The 24282-nt window shown below is 52.2% G+C and carries 12 protein-coding genes, 1 other RNA gene and 5 pseudogenes; 5 read left to right on the plus strand and 13 right to left on the minus strand.

Annotated elements, in window-relative coordinates:
- Window positions 1-214 precede the first annotated feature (214 nt).
- The 4 genes and pseudogenes from DO97_RS22805 to DO97_RS02970 all read right to left on the minus strand — a co-directional run bounded on the left by DO97_RS22805 (window position 215) and on the right by DO97_RS02970 (window position 8127).
- Window positions 215-4807: a GAF domain-containing protein gene (locus DO97_RS22805; protein WP_036531043.1), complete on the minus strand. Its 4593-nt coding sequence runs from the start codon at window positions 4805-4807 to the stop codon at window positions 215-217.
- Window positions 4808-5147: 340 nt separating this feature from the next.
- A pseudogene (locus DO97_RS02960) lies at window positions 5148-6162 on the minus strand (glycosyltransferase).
- A gap of 110 nt (window positions 6163-6272) precedes the next feature.
- A complete protein-coding gene (locus tag DO97_RS28375) occupies window positions 6273-7604 on the minus strand; it encodes an alpha/beta fold hydrolase (RefSeq protein ID WP_338038210.1) in 1332 nt (443 codons plus the stop codon).
- Between the two features lie 265 nt (window positions 7605-7869).
- Window positions 7870-8127: a CRR7 family NDH-1 assembly protein gene (locus DO97_RS02970; RefSeq protein ID WP_036531079.1), complete on the minus strand. Its 258-nt coding sequence runs from the start codon at window positions 8125-8127 to the stop codon at window positions 7870-7872.
- A gap of 137 nt (window positions 8128-8264) precedes the next feature.
- Between DO97_RS02970 and dusB the strand changes: the two are divergent.
- Window positions 8265-9306, plus strand: a pseudogene (gene dusB / locus DO97_RS02975) (tRNA dihydrouridine synthase DusB).
- 45 nt (window positions 9307-9351) lie between these two features.
- Here the strand turns inward: dusB and rpiA are convergent.
- Both rpiA and DO97_RS02985 read right to left on the minus strand, forming a co-directional pair.
- Entirely contained in the window at window positions 9352-10062 is a 711-nt protein-coding gene (gene rpiA / locus DO97_RS02980; RefSeq protein ID WP_036531045.1) for a ribose-5-phosphate isomerase RpiA, read from the minus strand.
- An 80-nt stretch (window positions 10063-10142) separates the two neighbouring features.
- Window positions 10143-11264, minus strand: coding sequence for a tetratricopeptide repeat protein (locus DO97_RS02985; RefSeq protein ID WP_036531047.1), 1122 nt, complete (start codon window positions 11262-11264; stop codon window positions 10143-10145).
- A gap of 386 nt (window positions 11265-11650) precedes the next feature.
- On the opposite strand from DO97_RS02985, the gene DO97_RS02990 reads away from it, so the two are divergent.
- The gene (locus tag DO97_RS02990) at window positions 11651-12694 is read left to right on the plus strand and encodes a fatty acid desaturase (protein WP_036531049.1); all 1044 of its coding nucleotides are present in this window, start codon (window positions 11651-11653) and stop codon (window positions 12692-12694) included.
- Window positions 12695-12721: 27 nt separating this feature from the next.
- Here the strand turns inward: DO97_RS02990 and DO97_RS02995 are convergent, their stop codons facing one another.
- Window positions 12722-15250, minus strand: coding sequence for a mannose-1-phosphate guanyltransferase (locus tag DO97_RS02995; RefSeq protein WP_036531051.1), 2529 nt, complete (start codon window positions 15248-15250; stop codon window positions 12722-12724).
- Between the two features lie 162 nt (window positions 15251-15412).
- Here DO97_RS02995 and DO97_RS03000 point away from each other — a divergent pair, with 162 nt between their 5' ends.
- Window positions 15413-15601 (plus strand): hypothetical protein, encoded by a 189-nt coding sequence (locus DO97_RS03000; protein ID WP_036531053.1) that lies wholly within the window; start codon window positions 15413-15415, stop codon window positions 15599-15601.
- 27 nt (window positions 15602-15628) lie between these two features.
- Window positions 15629-16382, plus strand: a pseudogene (locus DO97_RS28390) (class I SAM-dependent methyltransferase).
- Between the two features lie 123 nt (window positions 16383-16505).
- On the opposite strand, the gene DO97_RS03010 reads toward DO97_RS28390, so the two are convergent.
- From DO97_RS03010 to ssrA, 5 genes and pseudogenes are all read right to left on the minus strand, one after another.
- Window positions 16506-17687 (minus strand): transaldolase, encoded by a 1182-nt coding sequence (locus DO97_RS03010; RefSeq protein WP_036531081.1) that lies wholly within the window; start codon window positions 17685-17687, stop codon window positions 16506-16508.
- Between the two features lie 98 nt (window positions 17688-17785).
- Window positions 17786-19692, minus strand: a pseudogene (gene cobJ / locus DO97_RS30675) (precorrin-3B C(17)-methyltransferase).
- An 87-nt stretch (window positions 19693-19779) separates the two neighbouring features.
- Window positions 19780-20716, minus strand: a pseudogene (locus tag DO97_RS03025) (exopolyphosphatase).
- A gap of 90 nt (window positions 20717-20806) precedes the next feature.
- A complete protein-coding gene (locus DO97_RS03030; RefSeq protein ID WP_036531086.1) occupies window positions 20807-21388 on the minus strand; it encodes a thioredoxin family protein in 582 nt (193 codons plus the stop codon).
- Between the two features lie 250 nt (window positions 21389-21638).
- Window positions 21639-22022: a transfer-messenger RNA gene (gene ssrA / locus DO97_RS21810) on the minus strand.
- A 51-nt stretch (window positions 22023-22073) separates the two neighbouring features.
- On the opposite strand from ssrA, the gene DO97_RS03035 reads away from it, so the two are divergent.
- Window positions 22074-23312 (plus strand): lipid-A-disaccharide synthase-related protein, encoded by a 1239-nt coding sequence (locus tag DO97_RS03035; RefSeq protein WP_036531061.1) that lies wholly within the window; start codon window positions 22074-22076, stop codon window positions 23310-23312.
- A gap of 128 nt (window positions 23313-23440) precedes the next feature.
- On the opposite strand, the gene DO97_RS03040 is transcribed toward DO97_RS03035, so the two are convergent.
- The gene (locus tag DO97_RS03040) at window positions 23441-24280 is read right to left on the minus strand and encodes a metal ABC transporter permease (RefSeq protein WP_036531063.1); all 840 of its coding nucleotides are present in this window, start codon (window positions 24278-24280) and stop codon (window positions 23441-23443) included.
- Window positions 24281-24282 lie beyond the last annotated feature (2 nt).

Genomic DNA, 24282 nt, shown 5'->3' on the forward strand with positions numbered 1-24282 from the left:
GGGGAGAAGGGGAGCCGGTCAAAGTCCCTCTCCTTTTTTGGGAGAGGGACTTAGGGTGAGGGTCTAAGGCTTACGGGTGAAAGGACTGAATGTTTTCAGTAAAAAGTCATGAATAATCCAGGCTAGGCTCAAGGTCACAGGTGAAATTGTTAGTCTCTGGGTTGCTAGATGTTTAAAAGTTGCGCTGCGAGTATCACCGCGAAAAGCAGCAGCACTAAACTTGGCGATGGGATTCTGGAAACAGACCAAACACCAGAATAAAGGTTGTACGTTTAAAGCAACTTTCAACCTGGATGGTTCCACCGAGGCGCTCCACCAGCTTTTTTACGAGTGCTAACCCTAAGCCAGTGCCCCCATGTTTCCAGGGATCATTGTTAGGGACGCGGTAGAACTTGTCGAAGATGCGATCGCATTCTACCGCAGGAATTTCTACCCCGGAGTTACTGACGCGAATCTCTAGGGTATCTGGTCTGGGTGCAACCGCCACTGTGATCGTTTCCCCGGCAGGGGTATATTTGCAGGCATTGTGCAGGAGTTCGGTCAAAATACGTTCTAGATAAGGCAGATCGGTGGTGACATCAGGGAGATCCTCGGGGATTTGGATCACCAATTGTTGTTGTTGGTTGCGGGTGCGTTCGAGAAAGGTCTTTGCCAGGTGAGGAATATAGAGCTGGAGGGTAATCATCGAGAGATTCAGGGGTTCGGTTCCGGCATCGAGTCGTGCCAGATCCAGCAGGTCATTAATTAAATCAATCTCCCGTTTCCCTTCCTCACGCAGGATTCTAAAATAACGACTGATGGGAGCTGATTCGTCGGCAAGGATACCCAAGGGGTTTAAGGTCAGTTCCAACATTTGGGTGGCCATTTTAATGCTGGACATCGGCGATCGCAGTTCGTGGGAGACGGTACTGAGGAAGTCATCCTTCAGTTGACTCAGCCGCTCTAGTTCCCGCACCTGTGCTTGAGAGGCTTGATAGAGGTGGGATTGACGCAGGGCGATCGCCGTTTGCAGGCTAATCTGTTGCAGTAGGTTGATTTCCCAGTCCTGCCAGTTGCGGGGGCCACTATTTTGAAAAGTAGCGAGCAATCCCCAAAGCTTTTCATCCAGAAAAATGGGGGCGATCGCATAGGCTCTGGCTTGAAACTGCTCTAGCAGATCAATATGACACTGGGTGTGGCCGATCGTATAAATGTCGTTAACTTGAAAGGTTTCATTGTTCTGGTAGCGTCCACCCTGGGTTTCTTGCAAATAGGTGTCTTCCCAAACTTTTGGTATATCTGGTGACACCAACGGTACCCACCCTTCCCCCACAGACTCGGCTACAAAGGTACCACTCCAATCTGGGTGGAACTGGTAAATGGCAACCCGATCGGCCTGGAAGGTCTGCCGGGTTTCAGTCAGGACGGCAGTGAGAACTTCCTCCAGATCGAGGGAACGGTGGATATTTTGGATGATCAAACGTAGGAGTCGTTCCTGTTCAGTCTGTTGTTGCAAGATTTGGGTGCGCTCTTGCACCCGTTGTTCCAGTTCTTGATTGAGTTGTTGCAGAGCCATTTCTGCCCGTTGGCGTTCGGCGAGTTCTAATTGGGACTGCCGATAGAGACTGGCTTGTTGGATCGCGATCTGGATCGACAGCGCCAGTTGTTGTTGCAGATCCAGCTCTAAGGTTTCCCAATGCCGGGGTGAGCGACAGTGATGAGCAATTAATAAGCCCCACAAATGATCGTCTTGCAGGATTGGCACCATTAACTTTGCCCGTACCTGCATTTGCTTAAACAGCGTCTCTCGGCACGGATCTAGATTAGCGTTGAGAATATCTTCAATTGCGATAATTCCGCTCCGCTCAATGGGTAATCCCTGGTTTTCCACCAAACAGGTATCGGTGATCTGTATTCCCATGATCGAGGGCAGTCCTTCTGCCACTGATTCCGCAATAATGATGCCACTCCAATCCGGCTCAAATTTGTAGATGATCACCCGATCCGTATCCAGGAACTGTCGAACTTCGGTAACCGTGGTCTGGAGGATGTTCTCTAAATCTAAGGTTTGGCGAATATGTTGGGCAATGACCATCAGCAGTCGTTGGTACTCCGCTTGCTGATGGAGGGTAGCCTGGGCTTCCTTCAGGAGGGTGATATCCGTAGCCACGCCCAACGACCGCTGCGGCAACCCCTCGGCAGTGCGGCTGAAAATGCGATCGCGACTAAGTAACCAGCGATAGTTCCCATTCTTGTGCCGCATCCGGTACTCTGTTTCCACAAATTCGTTGTCTGGAACTGTCAAAAGATGCTGCTGATTTACCATCACTTGGGGCAGATCCTCGGGATGGATCAGCAGCGGGAAGAGAGCCTCTCCCATGGTCTGAATTTCCTCTGGAGAATACCCCAAAACCATTTCAATTTGTTGGTTTGAGTAGATATTGCGATGCTCAATCAGGTCATAAACATACAGAATCGCCAGGGTAGAACTGGCAATCTGCTCTGTAAACTGCTGCTGTTCCTTTAAGGCAATTTCAGTAGTTTTGCGATCGGTGATATCCCGAGACATGCAGAGAATCGACTCAATTGTTTGTTGATCGGATAACTCTGGGGCGATCACCATTTCAAACGACCTCATCCCCTCAAGTGTGGGCAATTCAAATTCGATGATTTGCCTTTGCCTAGTTGCGAGTAAGGCGGCGACGGCGGTTTCCCAGGTATTGACCATGGCTGTATTCAGACCTAAGTCACGGCAGGTTTTACCTAAAAAAGTCTCGGTTGGGATTCCAGTAATTTTGGTCAGGGCTGGACTGACGTATAGATGTCGGAGTTGGGTGTCGAACCGTTCAATAATATCGGGAGAGTTTTCTACCAGGTTTTGGTATTGCTGCTTCGATGCTTCCAAGGCGGCTGAGGCGGCTTTGCGATCGCTAATATCCTGGGACACCCCTACCAGGCGGTAGGGGTGTCCAGTCGCATCTACCACGGGGAAAGCCTGCTCCCCGATCCAACGAACACTGCCATCGGGGGACAGCAGCCGATACTCATGGCTAAAGCCAGTGAGACGTTGCTGCTGAATGACAGCAAGTACTTGAGGAAGATCTTCGGGGTGTATGGATTCGAGAAATGATCTGGGTTGTTTGTAAAGACTGGCACAACTGCGTCCCCAGACTTCTTCATACATTGGGCTAATGTAAAAGATTTCGGTGAAATTGATATCCGCCAACCAAAACACTTCACGAATGCTCGTAGCCATCTGCCGAAAGCGCTCTTCGCTCTCCCGCAGGGCGGCTTCAGCTAGCTTGAGATCAGTGAGTTCATGGACATTGACCACTACACCAGAAATAGTGCCGTCTGCTTCTAGATAGGGGGTATAGGTGGCTCTGACAAAGCGTCGTTGACCATCTGCGTAATCAAGCCATGCCTCGACAATTTGCCGGGGTTCTCCGGCAAGGCAGCGATCGAGGAAGGGTTTAGAAACGGTTTCAAAAAACTCCTGCCCCAGTAAATCGCTGACTGAATGACCAACGATTTGATCGTAGGATTTCTGACTCCAGGTTAAGTAAGTCTGGTTAATGACCTGGTAAATATAGTTGCGATCCAGGAGGGAGACACAATCAGGAGTGGCAGAAACAATCCGCTCATAACGACGCAGCATCGCCTCGGATTGCTGCCGTTCGAGTTCCGAGGTAGCCCGCACCGCAAAAATCGTCAGGACTTCTTGAATTAACTGGGCATTGGCGATCGCCTGCTGACTGATGACGCTAATTAAACCAATGACTTCACCGGAGGAACTGACTAAAGGAACACCAATATATGCTTCGGCTTCTAAATCCTGCAATGCACGATTTTCTGGGAAGCAATGCTGAAGGTTCTGCGGATAAATACAAAAGCCCTTCTGAATGACCTGTTCGCAGGGAGTGTCTGCTAAGGGATACTCAACTCCATCAAGCAGATGATCATGACTTAACCCGGCAATAATCTTAACGCAATTCCTTTCAGGTGCAATTAACTCCCCCACTGAAATCAAATCCATTCCCAATAAGCGACTGAGATATTGCACCAGGGAATGGAAGAATGCCTCCCCAATTTGAGCTGAAACACCCAGCGCAATATTCTGAATCAATTCTTCTCGCAGTTTGCGAACCTCTTCCTGTTCACTGACCTGACTCAACGTTTCTCCGGAAGTTAGTTGAATCGCGCTAGTCTTTGGGGTAGCTGTTCCCCTGGCGCTAGACTCATCTCCGGCGATCTGGAGCTGCTCCAAGTGATCTGCTAAGTGCTGACGGGATTGCCGCAACGCTGTCTGCTGAATGGCAATGCCCAGATGGACTGCCAACTGCTGCACATATTGCCCTTCCAGGGGCTGCCACACCCGTGGACGCCGGCAGTCGTGAACCAGCAACAAGCCCCATAAGACCCCCTGACTCAATAGGGGCACGACCAGATGGGCTTTGACCTCCAATCCTGCTAACCATTCGATATCCCATGGGGAAAGATCCTCTCCATGAATATCTGAGGCGGCTGTGATCGGTTTCTGACGATATTGATCGATCCAGGTTGGGTTCAGAGAGGGGGTAGGGATCGTTTGCCCTAAAAGGGGTGTCCACTCCCTCCCCACAGACTCAAATGCTACAACCGCATCCTGATGCGCCAGCAAGCGATAGATGAGGACACGATCGGCTTGTAGGAGTTCCCTGGCATCGGCGATCGCCCCCTGTAAAATATCCTCTAGTTCTCGATCTTGCTGGATCTGGAGGGCGATTTCCGAGATTTTCTCTAAAATTACTTCTAAAGAAAGAAGAGGAGGCATAGATTCGGCAGGCATCACCCTGCTCCTGACAGACTATTCAGTATCTCCCACCCAACTTAGTGTAGTATTCCCTACACATTTGATGATTTAGCAGCCGACCTTGCTCAGAAACCAGGGATCATAAAAGCAACACAATTCCGTTAGGAAGGACGCAGGCTGGCAACAACATGAGCAATGGCTTGCTTTAGAACTTACTAGGTGTGTGCTCCAATAGGATTCAAGTCTCCAAGTATAGCGGTTTCTCGTAACATGAAGTGTATCTAAGTGACACAGGAAAAGGATTTCAGCTTGTTACTTGTGTCACACCAGATCAGTAACTGCTATCAGTGGTCATCACAGAATGAGATGCACGCCATCACTGCCCTTGGCTCAACAACCGGGAATATTTTTGGCTCACTTTACTGAAAAATCGCTGCGATCGCAGTTGCAGGAGTCGCCAGGGTGTCAGCGGGGCAATTGCTTGGACATCAGCTGACCTGTGATCAAAAAAGTGGTTGATATCTGACAAAATGACGCCAAGGCGCTGCAAAATATTGGCACTGCGGTACTCCGCTATCAGTGACTCCGGTACGGTGGAGTCTGATGGCATTTGTAGCACCTTGAGGATGCGCTGTAGATCATAGGCTGCGGAGTATCCAGCAATTTTGTAGCAGTTAAAGCCGGGGTCCAGATAGTCAGAAAGACCGCCATTGACACTAGAGAATACCTGGCAGCCACAGGCCAAAGCTTCCATCGGTTGCAGACCAAAGCCTTCGCTCACCCCCTGAAGTGCCCAATATTCTGCGGAATCATAGAGATACACATGGGCGCGGTTAAACAGTGCCGCCAGATCGGGAACATGGCGATCGACAACGTAGACCTGACAGTGCTGTCGCAGCGCCGGAATCAGCACTTGCATCAGGTAAGTAGAAGATTTCCGTGCCTGCACCAGCACCTCAATATCCCGTTGCAGATGGCGGTTGTGAAATTCCTCTCCAATTTGGTTTGGCAGGTAGTAAAGCAACCCCTGGGGAGACCGTTGTCCCCAATAGCCCAGGGTATTGCGACTGACGGTGATAATGGGAACGCTAGCCGGGAGGTGGAACCCATAACCAGCACTGTGGGCGTGGTAGAGGACATTATAAGGCCGAAGCTGGGCGGCCAACTTGGCTACATCAAACCCCCAACTGATGACAAAAATTGCCTGGTCTAGGTGGGGCGATCGCAGCAGATCGGCCAAAAAGAGGGTGTCCGGTTCTCGCTGGCGGTAGGTGACCACCTCCGCCTCACAGATTTGCTGAGCCAGGTGCATGGTTTTGAGTTCAGCCCACAAGCCACCACAGGCAAACTTMCCCCCCCGTCCCAGGCACCAAGAAGTATAGTTTTCGCATCCCCACCGCTCCTCCATGCCTCCACTCGTGAACCCTCCCGTCGGGGAGAATGCCCACATTCTAGGGTAGACCTGAAGCTAACTCAGTAAGATCTCAGCAAAGTCAGAGGTTTACCGACCAAACGCCAGGATCTGTTCCGCCGTGAATTGGGGCTTTTCCAGGTGAGGAAGATGTCCACAGTCGGGTATCCAGACCAACTGACTTCCCGCGATCGCACCTTGAAACGACTGGGCAACCGCCGTGCCAAGAATTCGATCCGATTGCCCCCAAAGAATCAGGGTGGGGGTTTGCAACTGAGGCAGTCGGGGTTGCAGGGAAGGGTAGCCACCACTTTGGGTAAAGGAAATTAAGGCCTGCCGCCAACCAGGTTGTCCCAGGTGCAATGCTGAGCAGTGTTGGGCATCCTGGGAAGCCAAACTGGGATCATGGTAGGCCGATGCACTAATCCCTTGCCGCACCCTGGGATGACGCAGAAACTCAGTTGCTAAGTATCCCAAGGGGGGTACCAAGAACTTACCCAAGACCGGGCCAGGGGTAAAGCCGGCACTGTCTATCAGCACCAATTTGGCAACCGCTTGGGGATAGGAGAGGGCAAAGTCAATCGCCGCTGCCCCTCCCATGGAAGCACCAACAAGGGTCATCGGTCGTTGAATCAGCGCTTGCCAGAACCCATAGAGGTGTGCTTTAATCGCCTCCGGATTGAAGGATAGACTCGGTGGTCGCTCCGTAAACCCAAACCCCAGCAGATCTAATGCCCATGTCTCCTGTTCACAGGCCAGTAGGGGGAACAGACGACGGAATTCTAAAACGGAACTGTCAAAGCCATGGAGTAATAACAGCGGCGGATGATGGGGGTTAGCCAGAGTATGTACATAGGTCGTGGCGATGGTAATTGGTGGAGCCGCTGTTGATAGAGTGGTGAGAATCGGTTGCCACTGAATCTGAGCCAACAGGGCCATCGAGGTTGGTTCGGTGAGCTGATCCGAAAACAGGGGTGCCATGGAGTCGGGCATAGAAGCAAATGATCTCAAAAAACTCCCATGCACTTCGCGGCAAAAGTGTTTGAGTTTATCGCAGACCTCTGCGGCGGGTTCTGCTTCCCCAACAAACTGCCAGTTACCAATGGTGGATAACCGCCAAGCCTGACCCCGATGATCAAATCCCTCGGCTTCTACCCCAATGATTCGCTGAGCTGTTTCCATGCCGTCGCAGTGCAGCCGAATTTGTACCAGAATGCTACGACTTTGGAGTTTGCGGCTCCAGCCCGGAAAATGAAAGCCTAGATCGATCGAATCAGGATCTATGAATTGACGGGTATCTGGGTCGTTACTCCAGGGTTTGAGATCCACCCGCGCATCAGGAAATTCCGCTTGGAACAGATTCACTACCGCCGCAATTTTGCTGGCGAACTCTAAACTCTTTGCCTGCTCAACCGCATTCACGCCTCTCACTCCTGTTGCGTATATGGGGATTGGCTTGCCATTATAGGGCATGAATATGACTCAAAATAAGGCTCTGAAACAACCAATTCACGTAGAATATGAACCTGATTCTCAATAAGTATATTTTTCGATAATCTTTCATCCCTAGGGGTTTTAGGAGCTTCCGACACCACTCAGAATCTCCAGCTTGAGGCTTCTTGCCATCTCAGCTTTCCTCTCTAATTCGCCCTCAATATATCTCACTTGACCTCATTTTTGATTCGTATTATTTCTGCAACCGCACTGCATACCATTGGAAGAAATTTCCAGGTTCCATCTCTAAATCACAAGAAGTTTCCAGTAAATACTGAGCCTGTGCTTCGATGGTTGGGAAGCGATGCAGATCCTGAGGTAAGTCTTGCTGCCGATGCGATAGAACCACTTTAAGCTTATCCAGCAGTTCAGCAGCCGTGAGGAATTGTTCCGGTTGATTCGCTTCCAGTACCACAAAATTTTCCAGGTCGTAGAGGTGGGGATTGGACATGGTGATAGGGCTTGAGTCTTTAGGGTTTAGGGTAAGGCAGAGGGTTCTCGCTTGCAGGGCGGTTAACCCTGAGGGGTAGGCGGGGTAACTCCCCAACTTTACCTACAATAGATAAGCACAGTTTGGAACCCAGTAGGATGATTTCCTTGTCTTCTAGTCTGCAAGCTCGACTGGCGGAGCCATTGAAAATCGGTAACGTTGAGGTCAAGAGTCGAGTCCTGCAATCCCCCTTGTCAGGGGTGACGGATCTGGTGTTTCGACGCTTGGTGCGGCGGTTTGCACCAGACTCAATGATGTATACCGAAATGGTCAATGCCACGGGATTGCACTACGTTCACTCCTTGCCCAAGATTATGGAGGTAGACCCCAATGAGCGCCCCATTAGTATTCAACTGTTTGACTGCCGCCCTGATTTCCTCGCTGAAGCCGCCCAGATGGCGGTGGCGGAGGGAGCCGATACGGTGGATATCAATATGGGTTGCCCGGTGAATAAAATCACCAAAAATGGGGGCGGCTCGTCCCTCTTGCGAGAGCCAGAGACAGCTGAGGCAATTGTCCGGGCCGTGGTTCAGGCTGTATCAGTGCCCGTAACGGTGAAAACGCGCATCGGCTGGACGGATCAGGAAATTAACATTCTCGAATTTGCGCGCCGCATGGAGGCCGCAGGGGCACAGATGATTACCGTTCATGCCCGTACTCGCTCCCAGGGATATAATGGCCCTGCTAAGTGGGAGTGGATTGGTCGGGTGAAAGCAGTGCTCTCGATCCCAGTGATTGCCAATGGGGACAGTTTTTTCTGCGGAGACCGCATTGCAATGCCTAGAACAAACCGGAGCCGATGGGGTGATGTGCTCACGGGGAACCATGGGCTATCCCTTTTTGGTAGGAGAAATTGACCATTTTTTCAAGACGGGTCAGCATCGAGCAACTCCCACCACACAACAGCGCCTTGCCTGTGCCCGGGAGCATCTCTATGGGTTATGGGAGTATAAGGGCGATCGCGGTGTTCGCCAGGCTCGGAAGCACATGACCTGGTATGCCAAAGGTTTTCCCGGTGCCGCCGAATTGCGGGGACAGTTATGCTTAATTGAATCAGTTCAGCACGGCTTGGACTTAATTGATCAGGCGATGAGGTCCTTGGAAACGCTCCCCAGGGTGAGTGAAGTGCCTTGTTTCTAACGCCGCAGGACTAAGGGGCAAAGGTTGGCAGAGCGCGCAACAGAACTACATCTCCCGCACGATCGGTTGCCCATCTTTAATTTCACCAATCAGCACCCAATCTGTGACACCGACAAAAATCCCATTTTCCACCACGCCGGGAATGTTGTTGAGGGTACGCTCGAGTTCTGCGGGGTTGTCAATATGGCTGAATTTGACATCCAGCACCATGTTGCCCTGATCTGTGATCACCGGCCCATCTTTCCTCACCCCCATCCGCAGTTCTGGTTGGCCGCCTAGTTTGACCACCGCACGACTGACAGGGGCGATCGCCATCGGTAGCACCTCAATGGGGACGGGGAAGGTGGAACCCAAGCGATCGACTAACTTGGAGCTATCGACCACCACAATAAAGGTCTCTGCGAGGGCATCAACAATCTTTTCCCGCGTGTGAGCTGCACCGCCGCCCTTAATTAGATTCTTTTGCGGATCGACTTCATCGGCACCATCAATTGCCAGATCAATGGTTTCAACCTCATCCAGAGTTACCAGGGGAATGCCATACTTCTTTGCCAAGACCGATGCCTGAAAGGAGGTCGGCACCCCTTTGATATCTTTCAAGTCTCCGGATTTGAGGCGATCGCCCAGGAATTGAATCACAAATGCCGTCGTTGAACCCGTTCCCAAACCCACCACCATTCCCGACGAGACGCGGGCGGCTGCCGCTCTGGCAACTTCCTGTTTCATCACCTGAATGGGATCGAGGGCTGTGGTCATGGTGTGACTCCTATGCTTGCAGATGCTTTGTTACTTAGCATGACGCAAAGGGGAACGGTTTCATAGAGGGGCGTTGATTTCTAGGAACGCAGTCCGGCCAGGGCTGCCTCCGCCCGTTGGGCTCCCGGTTGATCTCCTTGTTGTTGAAACAGATCCCGGGCTTTCTCAAAGGCGGAGATTGCCTCTGAGCGACGGTCTCGTGCCTGGAGTGCCAGTCCAAAATTCAAGTAGGCTTGGGCATTCTCAGGAGCCAGGGCAAGCACTTGCCGATAGGCAACAATGGCCTGGAGATAGTCCTGGCGTAACATCAAAATATCCGCCAGCCCAGCCTGGGCTTCAATCAAGTCTGGGCGGAGATAGGCCGCCCGTTGGTAGGACAAAAACGCCTGATCCAGGTCATTGTTTTCTTGGTAGATCTTGGCAATTTGCAGGTGAATCAGCGGATTGCGGGGATCGAGGCGACTGGCCAAGATAAACTCTGATTTTGCGGCCGTTAGATTTCCCTGACTGAGTCGGGCCTTGCCCAAATAGAGGTGAGGACTTCCCCGCCGGGAATCTAAGACAATTGACCGTTCTAGGGCTTTGATCGCTTGGGGATACTGTTTTTGTTGGAGGAGCGTTACCCCCAGCGACTCCATGGCTCGAGCATTGCGCGGTTCCAGTGCCAGCAGTCGCCGATAGGTCGTCATCGCTCCATTGACATTACCCTGACGAGACAACACGGCTCCCAACCCCAGGTAGGCATCGGTAAAGGTTCGGCGCAGAACAATCGCCTGCTGATAGGCAGCAGTGGCGGCGACTAAATTCCCCAGACTGGCTTGGCTAAATCCCAGGGCATAATGGAAATCAGCGTTATTAGCATCGAGGGCGATCGCCTGCTGGTAGGCATCGACAGCCGCTGAAAAATTGCCCTGCTGGGCATAGAGATAGCCCATGCCAGAGTAGATGCGGGCATTGCGGCTGTCAAGTTGTACGGCCTGTTGGTAAATGACCAAGGCTGCTGAAAAATCTTTGACATCCACCAACCGACGCCCTTCTTTCAGGAGGTTGGTGAGGACTTCATCATTGTTGAGGGGATTGGGATTATTGAGTCGTGGGTAGTAGGGGTACTGGGCAATAATGGGCTGGGACAGGGCTGGCGGTGCGATGACACCTAAGGCAGTCAGCCAGAAACCTGCAATCCATACACTTGGTTTATCCATGGCTTACGTCCTATGCATCAATCCAGGGAGGGTAGGTCTATGATCCCCAAGGTGGGATGTTACCATGACCTTGTTTAGCCTTCACTTTAGTTGGCTATTTTTGCACCTGATCTCGGGGAGATTACCGATTGTTGTAACCGCAGCACCACACTCCTGTGGTATTTAAAGCAATATGTAGCATTTCGTCATCGACGCTTCTTTGAATTCCCCAACTGCTAGTTCCCTTGAAAACCGTCATTCCGACCTCCTGGCCTTAGTTTTTGGAATTCGGTTCGTTGCTGCATCGCTATTGCATCCCTTTTGCCTGCTAACGGTTACAACCGAGCAGGCATTTTGTTTGCGTTTGTCCGACCGCCCTCAACCTCTGGAGCCTTTTGACCGCCATCATGACTGCATCGACTGTAACCACTAAGCCCCAGCAGCTCCCCTCGACTGACTCCGAGCTGCGGCTGCCAGATATTTTGCGTACCTTGCCTCGGCAGTGTTTTCAGAAGGATTGGCGTCAAGCCTGGACTGCTGTCCTGCTTAATAGCCTCTGTGTGGGGCTGGGCTACTGGGGAATTGTGTCTGCTCCATGGTTCCTACTCCCTTTTTGTTGGATCTTTACCGGAACGGCCCTCACTGGCTTTTTTGTCCTCGCCCACGATTGTGGTCATCGCTCCTTTGCCAAACGCCGTTGGCTCAATGATCTCGTGGGTCATACTCTGTTGCTGCCCTTGCTATATCCCTTTCATAGCTGGCGAATTCTGCATAATATTCACCATAAGCACACGAATAAATTGGAAGTTGATAATGCCTGGCAAGCATTTCAACCTGAGTTTTACAGCAGTCTTGGCCGCTGGGGGCGTTGGGGATATCAGGGAATGAGAGGTCGCCTCTGGTGGATGGCATCGATTCTCCATTGGGCCTTTCTGCACTTTAATTGGCAACGATTTGAGGGCAAAGATCGCGATCGCGTGCGGTTCTCGGCCTTATTGGTGCTTGCTTTTGCAGGGATTGCCTTGCCGCTGCTCTGGGTGACTACGGGCTGGTGGGGTTTATTTAGCCTTTGGTTGATGCCCTGGATGGTCTATCACTTTTGGATGAGCACCTTTACCCTGGTGCATCATACGGCTCCCAACATTCAATTTAAGCCCGCTGCGGAGTGGAATGAGGTGGAAGCCCAACTGTTTGGAACGGTTCACTGCGACTATCCCCGGTGGGTGGAATTTCTCTGCCACGACATCAATGTGCATATTCCCCATCACATTTCCACTGCAATTCCCTTTTATAACCTTCGGATGGCTCACCAAAGTCTTCTGGAGCAGTGGGGATCGCAGCTCCAGACCTGTCGCTTTTCCTGGGCATTAATGACACAAATTACCAATCAGTGTCATCTCTACCACCCAAATCAGTGTTACCAGTCCTTCCAGGAGTTTCACGCTGACTAAGTGCAGCGGATCGCGGTTGTTTGGGAGTTAAGGTCTGAGTTCATCCACTTGCTGGGACTGATCGACAAATTCTTGAACCAGCTGTCGATACTCTCGCAGCGTCTCATCCACCCAACCGCGATCGCTACTGTTGGCCATAATCTGCACCAGAGGCTCACCCGCATCTGGCAAAATTAACACCCAGCTGTCATGTTGGCGGTTACAAATTTTGACCCCATCCACCAGTTCCAGGTTTTCCGGGGCATGGGTTTCGACCAGATGACGCATCAGTGCCCCTTTCACGGTCCAAGGGCAGCGAACGGAGTAAGTCTTGTGGTTAATGCGAGGCAGTTCCGCCCGAATTTGACCCAGCGATCGCTCTTGCAGGCTCAGCATCTCAATCAACTTGGCGATGCAAAACATGGCATCAAACCCTGGATGCATCTGGGGAAAAATAAACCCCATTTCCCCACTGCCACCTAACACCACATTGGATTGGGTATAGCAAGCTTCCATCAGGGCGGTGGGATTGACCTTGGTGCGGATCACCTTGCCATCGTGGCGGCGGGCAATTTGTTCAATGGCACTGGAAACATGCACGGGCACCACCACCGTCCCCCTGGGTTGGGAAGTGAGCACCGTATCGACCATCAGGGCCGTTAAAATTTCCCCCCGAATAGGGATGCCTGCCTCATCGACTAAAATTAATTGCTCACCATTGGCAGACACCTGGACTCCAAAGGTGGCGTGGAGGGCTTCCACCACATGCCCCAGTTGATTCAGCAGCCCTTCCCGATCGGCCGTGGTGGGGGCTGTGTGACTGAGACTGGCATTCAAAACCACGGCATCACAACCAAACTTACCCAACAATTGGGGCAGCACGGCTCCAGACACCGCATATACGTAGTCAATCACTACCTTGGAACTACTGCGGCGCAAAGCTTCCACCTGTAAATGTTTCTCGAAACTGGTGGAGTAAATATCAATTGCCTGACTGAGGATGACAACATTGCCAATTTCATGGATTTGAGCCCGACGCAGATCTTCCTTGAAGTACGCCCCTTCAATTTTTTTCTCCTGGGCTTTGGATAGATTGATCCCCTGGTGATTGAAAAACTCGATCAGAATGTGATCGGAGCGATCCGGATGCACCCGCACATGTAGGCCACCAGACACCGAGAGGGTGGGTAACACGGAACGGGCCACTGGGATTGCAGTTGCTTCTAAATTCAACACATTCACCCCTACGGACATCAGCCCCGCAATCAGCGATCGCGACACCATCCGGGAAATACTGCGCTGATCCCGAGAGACCGTAACCTGGGACCCTTGCTTCAGAGTCGAGCCGTAGGCAGCCCCCAACTTAACGGCAAACTCCGGCGTGATATCCACATTCGCTAAGCCAGAGACCCCCCGCTGCCCAAACAGATTCCGACGAGCGGTGTTTCCCCAGATTAAATTGATATTTAAAGTCGCCCCAGACTCAATCTTCTTACTCGGCCAGACTCTTACCCCTGGACTTATCTGAGCTTCTTCTCCCACGGTGGAGAGGGAACCCACCACCGCTCCTTCAAGGACATGCACCCGGCGATCCACCCTGGCTCCTCGGCCAATAACACAGGCGCGGAGATGCACTTCTTCGCCAATGATGGCACCATTCCAGATGATCGGGCGTTTCAGATCGGCATCGGCTCCAATGGTGACATTATCACCAATGACCGTACCCGATTCAATTTGCACCCGTGGCCCAATGCGGCAATTATCCCCAATCAAAACCGGTGGCTCAATTCGGGCTGTGAGATCAATGTAGGTGTTCTGCCCGACCCAGAGCCCCGGTGACTGTTCTTTATAGGCATAGTCTAGGGTCACCCGCCGCATTAACCCGTCGTACTGAGCTTCCCGATAGACATCTAAATGCCCAATGTCACACCAATAACCCGCCGCAACATAGCCATACATGGGAATGTGCTTTTCCAGCAGCAGGGGAAAGAGATCTTTGGAAAAATCCAATTCTTGATCGCTGGGGAGATACTCCAGCACCTCGGGTTCCAAGATATAGATACCGGTGTTGACCGTATCTGAGAACACTTCCCCCGGAGATGGTTTTTCTAGAAACCGCTGAATCCGCTGCCGATCGTCGGTAATCACCACTCCAAACTCTAGGGGATTGGGAACCTGGGTTAAGACCAGGGTTGCCTGGGAGCAATGCTGACGGTGAAATTCTAGCGCCGCACTGAGATCAAAATCTGTGACACTATCCCCGCTGATGACAATGAAGGTTTCATCCAACAGTTCCGCAACATTCTTGACGCAGCCAGCGGTTCCCAGGGGTTGATCTTCCTCCACCGCATAGATAATCTGCACCCCTAAACTACTCCCATCCTGGAAGTAGTCCCGCATCACATCCGGCAGGTAGTGCAGCGTAGCAATGATCTCCGTGATCTGGTGGCGCTTGAGTAAATTGATGATATGTTCTGCAATCGGTCGTGCCAGAATTGGCACCATTGGTTTGGGAAGGTCGCAGGTCAGGGGCCTGAGTCGCGTTCCGGATCCACCTGCCATTAGCACTGCTCGCATAAACCCTCCTTGCCGAATGCTCCCATGCTAACTTTGCCGACTCGTGGGAATCAATTCCGTAGACTACTCTAAACTTGAAAGAGCAGCCGTCCCTGACTGTGCTGGGAATTGAAATGGTATCAGGATGGCCGTCGTTGTAGATTTATTGACAAGGAGATGCCAATGCAATTAATCGGAATTGCGGTGCTGATCGTCTATATTTTTGGGATTTGGAAATTTCTCACTGGATTTCGCCATACTAACTTTAGTGGGGGGGTGATCAATCGAGCGGTGCTGGCGTTATTGTGGCCGATGTTACTGATCGCCAGCAAATCCTACCGTCAGAACTTTACCCGCGCCCTCCGAGATTAGCGGCGGCTTCGTCGTCATAGGTGATAGATGTCCCAGAAACCAGACCCCCGTCAACCCGTATCGTCGATGTTTTCCCAATTACCAGGCAGTGGTAGCCCAGGAGAAGATGTCTGGCAGACGCTCACCAGTGCGGTTGCGACTCGCTTCAATCGGGAGTATCGCCGGGAAGCCTTTGATCTGCCAGCAGAGGTAGAAGCAATGCCAATTTTTCGCGAATGGGCTGCAGGCGGATTGTCAGCCAAGATTGCTTCGCCCTTTTGGGAACTGGCCAAACCTCAGAAAAACCCAGCACTGTCTGGACATTGGATGTGGAGTCAGCTTTTTGGTATATCCCTGGCGGGAGTGGCAGGCATTGTTTCACGGCCTTGACATCAGTACGGTGGCCCAGGAAAGTCTGACGGCTCGGGGGCCACAGCTCAACTCTAAGCTCTTTAAGGGGGCCACCCTGGGAGTGGCTCACCACTTACCCTATGAAGCCGACCAGTTTGATCTGGCGATCGCCACGGGATGGAGTTGTTACTATCCTTGCGACTACTGGACAGCGGTACTGTCAGAAGTTAAGCGAGTCTTAAAACCAGGGGGGATGTTTGTGTTTGATCTGCTCAATCCTGAGGCTCCCTTGGCAGAAAACTGGGGGATTCTAGAAACCTACCTTGGCGCTGAGGTGTTCCTAGAATCCCTAGACAATTGGCAGAAAACCCTCAAGGCCGCTGGAGCCAAGATTCTGAAAACCCAACCTGGCGAGCTATTCCAGCTCTATACGGTGAAATTTGACAACTGATTTACCATCTCCCCTGCCGCGATCTCCCAATCCTGGATCACCCGAGGGTTCTGTCAAGATTCATTAACTAAAAGTTGACAGAACACCCGATGGCAGGGCTACGACAGCAAGGAGGGACTAAATTCACCGGGCGACTTCGAGATGCAGGAGTACCCCCAAACCCGTACTCATTTCCTGGGCGGTAATTTTGCCATCATTATTGTTATCTAGGGCGTCGAAGACGGCATCGGTGCCCAACCATTCTTCCCGAGTAATAAAACCATCGCCATCGAGGTCATAGACCTGGAACATATCATCTCTGGCCTGACTGAGGGTATGGTCTCCTTCCAAGCGTGCCAGACGTTCAGCCAGAAGTTTTTCCAAGGTTTCCAGGGCTTTGGTAAAGCCTTTAATGCCTTCATCCAGTTTTTCAAAGGCCATGCGATCGCTGGCATGCATTTGATCAAAAGTGGCCTTGTCGATGGAAATTTGTTTGAGATCGAGGGTCGCAGCCTGGGCGGGATCGAGTTGGCGTGGCAGATCTCCTAGGTTAGCCTGTAACTCAGCTAACAGCGCCGGAGAAATGGTTAACAAGTCACAGCCCGCAAGTTGAATAATTTCATCAATGTTGCGGAAGCTAGCTCCCATGACTTCAGTTTTGTAGCCAAACTTTTTGAAGTAATTGTAGATCTGGGTGACGGACAATACCCCTGGATCTTCCGCTGGCGGGTAGCTATCTCGCCCGGTACTTTTCTTGTACCAGTCTAAGATCCGACCCACAAAGGGAGAAATTAAGGTGACACCAGCTTCAGCACAGGCGATCGCCTGGTGGACGCCAAACAGGAGGGTGAGATTACAGTGAATGCCATCTTGCTCTAAAACTTCAGCCGCGCGAATACCTTCCCAGGTAGCCGCAATTTTAATCAAGACGCGATCGCGGGAGACACCAGCAACTTCATACTGGGCGATCAAATCCCGAGCTTTGGCAATTGTTGCCTCCGTATCGTAGGACAGGCGAGCATCGACTTCTGTGGAGACCCGTCCAGGAATAATTTGTAAAATTTTCAATCCAAAGGCAACGGCGAGCCGATCAAAGGCAAGGGAAACGATCTGAGCCGAGGATGCGGAGCCGCCAGCATCCTGCTTGGCCTTCAACAATGTTTGATCGACAATTTCCTGGTACTCCGGCATCTGGGCTGCCGCTGTAATCAGAGAGGGGTTCGTCGTAGCATCGCGGGGGGTAAACTTCTCAATCGCCAGGATATCCCCGGTATCAGCGACCACAACAGTAATTGCTCGCAGTTGCTCTAGCAAGTTTTTAACCATGATTTCCCTCAGCAGTTGCGGATTAAATTGATTCACGATCTCTCCTCACCGCCATCCTAACTGGAGATTGTCCGATTCCCTGGAAATCTCCAAAAGCTTTAATCTGTTGGGCTAGATTTTCCCAGTCGGGATGGGTCAGCCCCCAGATAGCCCCGAGGGGTAATCATCCAGCCACTCTGCTCACGGGTGCTGCCATTGCCGATCAACACCGTGGTTAACATATCAATAGGCACCTCCAATAATTGACCCAGGGTGGTCAGATGAATTTGCTCTTCAGGGCGATAGGCCGCGCGGACAATGGCTACGGGGGTGTTGGGGGGACGGTGTTGCAGAAAAATGCTTTGGGCGATGGCAATTTGGCTGGTACGGCTTTGCGATCGCGGGTTATACAGGGCTGTGACAAAATCCGCCGCCGCTGCTGCTGTCAACCGTTGCGCAATCACCGCCCAGGGAGTGAGTAAATCACTCAAACTAATGGCACAAAAGTCGTGCATCAAAGGGGCTCCAACTCGGGAGGCAGCAGCCTGAAGGGCCGTAATTCCGGGAAAAACCTGGATACTGGGAGTTTTGCCATCCCAGGGGCGATCGGCCAACATCTCTAAAACCAATCCCGCCATGCCGTAAATGCCACAGTCACCGGAGGAAATCACGGCAACGGTCAAGCCCCATGCTGCCAGCTCAATCGCCCGCATCGCTCGCTGTCGTTCCTGGGTAATCGGCAGGGCTTCCACAATTTGTCCGGGGCGCAGCAATGGCCGAATCAGATCAATGTAGAGTCCGTAGCCAATCACTACATCCGCCTGGGCGATCGCCCCTTGGGCGGCGGGGGTCATTTGGGCCAATTGTCCGGGGCCAGTCCCCACGAGCCAGAGCTGCCCCGGTCGTCCGAGATATTCCTGTTCTGCCTGGGCGATGGCAACGGTGACAGCGCCTGGGTGGTCGGGAGATCGCCCGATGTGCTTGGTGACCCGTAAGGGTGCTGGTTCACCGCCCCTGGTCGTGCTGGCAAGGATGGCCGCTGCTTCAGCCACACTCGGAGTACCGACTTCAGCCGCCACACGCTCTGAGGGGGTGGGAACCGCGACTGTTCTGAGTTCAGCGGCGGTAAAACAGCGTAACGGCCAGTGGCGATCGCGACAGAGTTCCACCAATCCGACTTCATCGGCTTTTAAGTCGAGGGTCGCCACGCCAGCGATCGCGGCTTCCGCCAAGTGGGCCGATCTACAGACCCGCTGCAAGGTGGCTTCCATCAGCTCTCGGGTTGTGCCTCGCTCACAGCCAATCCCCACCCACAACACCCGGGGATGCCATTGCACCTTGGGAAAATCTGAGACGGAGGCAAATTGCCGCTGGGTGGCGCTAATCCAGATCCGGGCTTTGGGGGCAGCCCCCCCAGGGACTCCGGTGCCCCAAAGGTGAACCCATGCCCTAGGGGCAAATGGGCTTGCCACAGGGTTGAACCGACTTCTTGTATTACCTCGATAGGTTCCTGGCGGGCGATCGCAGCACTCACCCCAGTCCAGTCTCCAGTCCCCCGTTGCCAGCCAAAGGGAGTGCCCAGGATATCTATTCCCGGCATGGCTAAATCATTGGCCGCCCCCGTCAGGATCGGGGTTGCCTGGAGTTGGCTGGCGATGAATCGTGCCAGTTGATCGGCTCCCCCCTGATGGCCGCTGCACAAGCTGATCACAAATTGACCCGACGGATCGACTACTACCACCGCCGGATCGATGGCCTTATGTTGCAGCAGTGGCGCAATCAGACGTACCACGGCTCCGGTGGCCAGACAGAAAATGAAACTGCGATGGGTTGCCCAAAGGCTGTCGAGATGAGCCGCCAAGGAACCTTCATAGGGTTGGAGGACTGGACTTGGTGTCAGACTCCCCTGCAAGGCAGTTGGAATCCAGAGGGAGAATCCCTGGGCTTGACAGAGGGGGAGTAAACAAGTGACCCCCGTTGGTGTGGTCGCGATCGCCCCTAGGGGTTGAAAAGATTGTAATAACAAAGGTTGAGGGTGAATGGATATCCAGGACAGTTCCTAGTATCCAGGAACGCATCCATTGAAAGTAATGGGGACGAGAGCAATTCAGGGTTAGCCAGCCGCCGTAATCTGGCTGATCAGAGTTTCCAGCACCGTATCCGCTTGATCATTGGCAACTTGACAGGTACCGGCCATGGGATGCCCCCCCCCGACCATAATGGGTCATTAACTCGCCAATGTTCGTCTGGGAGGTGCGGTCAAAAATTGATTTCCCCACAGCTAAGACTGTATTCTGCTGCTTCAGCCCCCAGAGAACATGAATGGAAATATTGCATTCTGGGAACAGGGCGTAGATCATAAATCGATTTCCAGCATAGACAATATCCTGCTGTCTGAAGTCAAGAACCACTAAGTTTCCATAGACTTGCCCACAGGTTTGTAACTGTTGCTTAAATTCGGCTGTTTGGGCAAAGTAAAGTTCAGTTCGCTCCCGGACATCCGGTAGTTCTAAAATCTCATCCACCGTATGATTTTTACAATAATCAATCAGATCCATCATTAATTGATAGTTGGAAATATTAAACTCTTTAAACCGCCCCAAACCAGTACGGGGATCCATGATAAAATTGAGCAGCACCCAGCCTTCTGGTTCTAAAATATCAGCTTCAGTGAACTGGCCGGAATCTGCTTTGTCAACAGCGGCCATCATTTCCAGGGAAATTCTAGGGAAGGCACTCTTGCCCCCAAAGTGATTAAACACAACCCTAGCTGCGGAAGGCGCATAGGGCTCCAGGATATAGTTGCTACCCAGGTTTTCATGGGAGAGGATTTCACTGTAGTGGTGATCAAAAACTAAGTGAGCCCCTTCCACGTAGGGCAGGTTAGTAATAATATCTTGACTGGTAATCTCTACTTTGCCATCTTGCATATCTTTTGGATGGACAAATTTAATCTCATCAATCATGTTCAATTCTTTGAGGAGCACAGCACAAACTAGCCCGTCAAAGTCGCTTCGGGTCACCAATCGATATTGATTCTGGCTACTCATATTTTTGCTGTTACTGAAATTACTTACAGAGTCATCCTACCCAATCACCTACTGTAAGAGATCCCCAATGGGCAAAAGTATCTATAAATACTACTTGACGACTTGAGACCCATGACTCCGGGGATCATCACCAGCAGCTTTGGGGGTGACCGAGGGGGAAAAAGTCGAGGTCTGTCCAGATACCTGGGCGTAGGGTAAGGGGGTATCGGCAATCAGAGCATCCAGGTTGGCTGCCAGAATCGAGCGCGGCTGTTCACCAATCGCATTGGCGATCGCGGTTCCTTGCCGATCCATAAACACAAAGTGGGGAATCCCATCGACTCGAAAGCGCAAAATCTCGGGGAGCCAGTTGGTATTGTCCACATTCAGCATCACGAAATTGACCTGATTGGCATACTGCCCTTCCAGAGCCCCAATATCGGCAGCCATCGCCTGACAAGAGGTACACCAGTTGGCATAAAATTCCACCATAGTGGGCTTTTGATTGCTCAGTGCCACTTCTAAGGGAACGGACTGTTGGGCTAATTCACTGAGGGACGCGGTGCTACTTTGAGTTCTTAGCCCCAGTACGACTCCAATGCTGAGGGCGATCGCCACTAAGACAATCAGGAAATTCCGCAGGCGGATATCCAGTGGTGATCTTGGTGTGGAGTCCATGGAATTTGTAGACATTGAAAAAGCTTCCCCATCATCGCTCACTGCTTTTACTTTAATGGTTCGCCGGTTAAAAAAGGCGCTGGTCAACGGCCCCCAACCTGTTCACGCAGCGCCGTCACGTTTTCGTCTATCCGCTCAACTCGGCTACTGAACTGAGCCACATCCCCCTGCACTCGGCTCAGTCGCTGATTCATCTTACTGAGATTGGCATCCATCCGGCCTCAATAAGGGATGAAAAAAGGCACCTAAATTCATAGGTGCCTGGTAATGGAGCTGAGGAGAGTCGAACTCCTGTCCGCCCTGGGTATTAATCCCCTGATCGTTCACAGGCTTAGCCTTTCTAATCCTGAGGCGGGAACTGTCCCTTATCCCGGACAGTGGGATTCTCAGGTGATTTTCTTATCTAGCAAGCCGACCTGAGGCAACTGGCTAAAGCATCCGTTGGGGTTGGTCTACCGTCCTTAACGGAGTCAGATAGTAGACGCTCGAACCTTTTAGAGGTTTTTAGGCGACAGAAACGGCCTTACGAGCAAAGGGTACAATGTTGTTCGCATGTACAAGTTTGAGCCTTTGATTTTCGAGAGACGACTCACTCTCGGCCTGAATCACAGAGTAACGTTCACCAACACGTCGAAACCGTTACAGCCCCGTGGGTTCTTAATCTAATTATAACGAGTTGCTGCCTAAGTTGGGAGAAGGGATGAAGCTACTGTGCCTAAGTAATGGCCATGGGGAAGATGCGATCGCCCTGCGAATTCTGCGGGAACTCCAGACCCATGATCAATGTCCGGAATTGGCGGCGTTGCCAATAGTTGGCGAGGGACGAGCCTATGAGGGCATTCCAGTCATTGGCCCGGTGCAGGCCATGCCCTCTGGCGGGTTTATTTATATGGATGGTCGGCAATTGGTGCGGGATCTGTGGGGAGGGCTGCTGCAACTGACGTGGCGACAATGGCAAACGATTCGAGATTGGGCGAAAACGGGTGATTTAATTTTGGCCGTCGGGGATATTGTGCCGCTGTTTTTTGCCTGGTGTAGTGGTGCGCCCTTCGCCTTTGTTGGCACTGCAAAGTCGGAGTACTATCTCCGGGATGAGGCAGGGCGTCTGCCTCGGCGGTCTTGGTTACAAGCCCTGGAAAGTTGGTCAGGGTCGGTTTATCAGCCCTGGGAACGATGGCTGATGCAGCGTCCCCGTTGTCGAGCTGTATTTGTCCGCGATCGGCTGACGGCGGAGATCTTACAAAAATTTGCCATTCCTGCCTGGGATCTGGGAAACCCGATGATGGACGATTTGGCACGGACATTGCCAGTTACTGGCTTTGGGGAGGGGATTGGGGGCAAGGAACTGGCGATCGCCCTATTGCCGGGTTCGCGTCCACCGGAAGCCTATGCCAACTGGCAGCAAATGATGCTAGCGGTGCGGGGGATCGTGGATCATTTCGGAGGGCAGCGGTTGCTGTTTCTTGGGGCGATCGCCCCTGGTTTAAGTCTGGACCAGTTGCAGACGGCGGTAATCTCCCAGGGATGGCAGGTACATACCCCGACTGATCACAGCAATCTCGCAGTCTTCAAGCAGCACAAAGCAACGTTAATCCTGAGTCAGCAGCACTTCCAGGAGTATCTCCACCGCGCTGACTTTGCCATTGCCATGGCCGGGACAGCAACGGAACAATTTGTGGGGCTAGGAAAACCCGCGATCGCCATTCCCGGAACTGGCCCCCAGTTTACGGCTCGCTTTGCCGAAGCTCAAAGTCGATTACTGGGGATCTCGGTGATCGTAGCGCCCCAGCCTGGCCAAGTCGCAACCATGATTGAGTCCCTGTTGAATGATCCGGATCGGTTGCAGTCGATTGCGGAAAATGGACATCGGCGGATGGGGACACCGGGCGCTGCTCAACGGATTGCAGCTCACTTGCTATCGTTGATGAATCACCAATGAAACATCTAGGTTGACGAGATTCAAGGCCAGTTTTCGGGGGGCAGTACCCCCCATGCCCCCACGCTGGGGGACGAAACCGCCTCCCCCAGACCCCCTGCGGAAGATGCCCAGGTTGGATGAGTGTGTGACTATTTCGATGTTCTTGGCTGGGTGAAAATTCCCTGGTAGGGGCTGAACAGCAACCCTAGCAAAAAGCAGCTAAAGGTGACTAAGGCGATCGCAGGCCCTGAGGGTAAATTGAGATGGTAGCTGAGGTACATGCCGGTGATGGTGGCGATCGCGCCGATAGCAGCTCCTAAACCCATGATCAAATGCAGTTCTTTCACCAACAGGTAAGCGGTAATCGCTGGCCCCACTAGTAGGGAGACCACTAAGATCACACCGACGGTTTTCATCCCCGCCAGAATCGTCAAGGTAATCCCTGCCATTAAGCTAAAGTGGATGAGATTGACGGGCAAGCCCACGGCTTCAGCCCCCACCGGATCGAAGCTGTAGAACAAAAGTTCTTTATAGCTCAGGCGGGTGAGCAGCAGCACGACTCCGGTAATGAGGGCGGTACGCCAAATATCATCATTGTTGACGCTGAGAATATCGCCAAACAGCAGTTCATCAAGGTTCAAGCGACTTTTAAGCAGGGTTAGCAACGCTACCCCCAAGGCAAAAAAGCTGGAAAAGGTCAGTGCCATGGCCGCATCTACCTTCACCCTCGATTGGCTGCGAATCCAGGCAATCACAAAGGTGCTGGTCATCCCAGAGGCAAAGGCTCCCAACAGGATATCCACGCGCAAAAAGTTGGCGATCGCCAGTCCGGGGAGAATCGCATGGGCAATCACATCCCCGATCAGCGCCATCCGTAGCACAATCAGGTATGCCCCCATCACCGGGCAGAGAATGCCAATTAAAAGACCCACGGCGATCGCCCGCCGCATGAACTCAAAGGTCAATGGCTCCAGTAACCAGTCCACCATGT

The sequence above is a fragment of the Neosynechococcus sphagnicola sy1 genome (assembly GCF_000775285.1).
In the GTDB taxonomy this organism is placed as follows: domain Bacteria; phylum Cyanobacteriota; class Cyanobacteriia; order Neosynechococcales; family Neosynechococcaceae; genus Neosynechococcus; species Neosynechococcus sphagnicola.